Genomic DNA, 2,966 nt, shown 5'->3' with positions numbered 1-2,966 from the left:
CCGATCTGCTCCCGCTCCAGCGGACTCAACCTCGACGCCATAACCACCCCAACGACGATCACGAAAGGGTGTTGCAACCACCGGTTGAGCCCGCCACCGGAACGGAAACTGTCCAAGATCTATGGCCGGAGTACGCAGGTTGCCTCCCGGGATGACGTCGTGGGGCGGACGCCATCGGCCCGCGTCGGGCCGCTGTGGTGGCATGACCGTGGCGTACGCCGGCCGACCCAGCGGGGTTCCGAAACTTTTCCGAAACATCATTGTCCAGACCGGCGCGTGTGCAAGCATCGACTGAGTTGGATTCCCCCCACCAAGACGTCCGGTCGTCCCGCCTCGACGGCCCGGGTGCAGGCCATTAAGGAGGCCGAGATGGCAATAAGCCCATCCGTTCATCGCGGCGAGACCCGGCGACGGCGATTACCCGCCGTCCGAGCGCTGCTCGCCGGCGCGTTCAGCGTCGTGACCGTGGCCGCCGTCGCGGTGATGATGCCATCGGCGAATGCCGCCGCGTCCACGCTCGGCGCGGCCGCCGCGCAGTCGGGCCGGTACTTCGGCACCGCCATCGCGGCGGGCCGGCTGGGCGACTCGACATACAGCACGATCGCGGCGCGCGAGTTCAACATGATCACCGCCGAGAACGAGATGAAGCCGGACGCGACCGAGCCCCAGCGGGGCCAGTTCAACTTCAACTCCGGTGACCAGATCTACAACTGGGCGACCCAGCGTGGCCTGAAGGTCCGTGGGCACACCCTGGCCTGGCACGCGCAGCAGCCGGGGTGGATGCAGAGCCTGAACGGCAGCAGCCTGCGTCAGGCGATGATCGACCACATCAACGGCGTGATGGGCCACTACCGGGGCAAGCTCGCCGCCTGGGACGTGGTGAACGAGGCGTTCAACGAGGACGGCAGCCGCCGCTCGTCCAACCTCCAGGGCACCGGCAACGACTGGATCGAGGTGGCGTTCCGCACCGCGCGGGCGGCCGACCCGTCGGTCAAGCTCTGCTACAACGACTACAACATCGAGAACTGGTCGTACGGCAAGACGCAGGGCGTCTACCGCATGATCCAGGACTTCAAGTCCCGTGGCGTGCCCATCGACTGCGTCGGGTTGCAGACCCACTTCACCGGCGGCAGCTCGCTGCCGAGCAACTTCCAGACCACGCTGTCCAGCTTCGCCGCGCTCGGCGTGGACGTGGCGCTGACCGAGGTCGACGTCACCAACTCCTCCACCACCCAGTACGCCGGGCTGACCCAGGCGTGCCTGAACGTGCCGCGCTGCATCGGCATCACCGTCTGGGGCGTACGCGACAGCGACTCGTGGCGCTCGAACGAGAGCCCGCTGCTCTTCGACGGCGGTGGCAACAAGAAGGCCGCCTACAACTCCGTCCTCAACGCGCTCAACGCGGCACCCCCGACCTCGAGCCCGACCGCGACTCCGACGGTGAGCCCGACGGTGAGCCCGACGGTGACCCCGACCACGACCCCGCCGCCGAGCGGCGGCGCGGGCCGGATCGTCGGCGTGCAGTCGGGCCGGTGCATCGACGTGCCGAACTCCACGCAGACCAACGGCACCCGCGTCCAGCTCTACGACTGCCACAGTCAGTCGAACCAGCAGTGGACGTACACCTCCGGCAAGCAGTTGCGGGTCTACGGCAGCAAGTGCCTCGACGCGAACGGCGCGGGCACCGCCAACGGCACCGGAATCATCATCTGGGACTGCAACAGCGGGGCCAACCAGCAGTGGAACATCAACTCCAACGGCACCATCAGCGGCGTGCAGTCCGGCCGGTGCCTGGACGTCTGGGGCACCGGCAACGGCCAGCAGGTCCAGCTGTACGACTGCCACGGGCAGACCAACCAGCAGTGGCGGACCGACTTCGGTGGCGGCACCACGCCGCCGACGTCGGCCCCGCCGACCACTGCCCCGCCGACGTCGACGCCGCCGCAGAACGGCTGCGCGCTCCCGTCGACCTACCGGTGGTCGTCGACAGGCGCGCTGGCGAACCCGCAGAACGGGTGGGTCTCGGTCAAGGACTTCACCAACGTCGTCTACAACGGCAAGCACCTGGTCTACGCATCCAACGTCAACAGCAGCGGCCAGTACGGCTCGATGAACTTCAGCACGTTCACCAACTGGTCCGACATGGCCTCGGCCAGCCAGACCGGAATGAGCCAGGGCACCGTGGCGCCCACGCTGCTGTACTTCGCCCCGAAGAACATCTGGGTGCTGGCGTACCAGTGGGGCCCGACCTCGTTCAGCTACAAGACGTCGAGCGACCCGACGAACGCCAACGGCTGGTCCTCGGCGCAGACGCTGTCCACCGCCACCCTGTCGGACGCCCCGTACGGGGTGATCGACCAGACCCTCATCGGCGACGACCAGAACATGTACCTGTTCTTCGCCGGGGACAACGGCAAGATCTACCGGTCGAGCATGCCGCTGGGGAACTTCCCGGGCAGCTTCGGCTCGACCTACACGACGGTCATGACCGACTCGACGAACAACCTGTTCGAGGGCGTCGAGGTCTACAAGGTGCAGGGCCAGAACCAGTACCTCATGATCGTCGAGGCGATCGGGAGCCAGGGACGCTACTTCCGGTCGTTCACGTCCACCAGCCTGAGCGGCTCGTGGACCCCGCAGGCCGCCAGCGAGAGCAACCCCTTCGCCGGCAAGGCCAACAGCGGCGCGACGTGGACCAACGACATCAGCCACGGTGACCTGGTCCGCAACAACCCCGACCAGACCAAGACCGTCGACGCCTGCAACCTGCAGATGCTGTACCAGGGCAAGAACCCCAGTGCGGGAGGTGACTACAACCTGCTGCCGTGGCGGCCGGGTGTCCTGACCCTCCAGCGCTAGGCCCACTGCGCAGAACCGAAGCGGGGCCGGGCCCGCGGGGGGGCGGGCGGGCGTGTGGTGGTGTTGGGGCGGGGCGGGGGGCGGGCGGGCGCGGCCCCGGGGCGGGC

General features: G+C 67.9%; 1 protein-coding gene. It reads left to right on the top strand.

Annotated elements, in window-relative coordinates:
- The first annotated feature begins 369 nt into the window (after positions 1–369).
- Complete coding sequence (locus AB0B97_RS32460) at positions 370–2,859, top strand: non-reducing end alpha-L-arabinofuranosidase family hydrolase (RefSeq protein ID WP_357499140.1); 2,490 nt, start codon at positions 370–372, stop codon at positions 2,857–2,859.
- Positions 2,860–2,966: the final 107 nt, after the last annotated feature.

This window comes from Micromonospora sp. NPDC049004 (genome assembly GCF_040649315.1).
Classification (GTDB): Bacteria; Actinomycetota; Actinomycetes; order Mycobacteriales; family Micromonosporaceae; genus Micromonospora.
This window is presented reverse-complemented; position numbering and strand designations above follow the sequence as displayed.

Coding starts and splice junctions, on each gene's coding strand:
- AB0B97_RS32460 (WP_357499140.1), top strand. CDS start 370: ATGGCAATAAGCCCATCCGTTCATCGCGGCGAGACCCGGCGACGGCGA.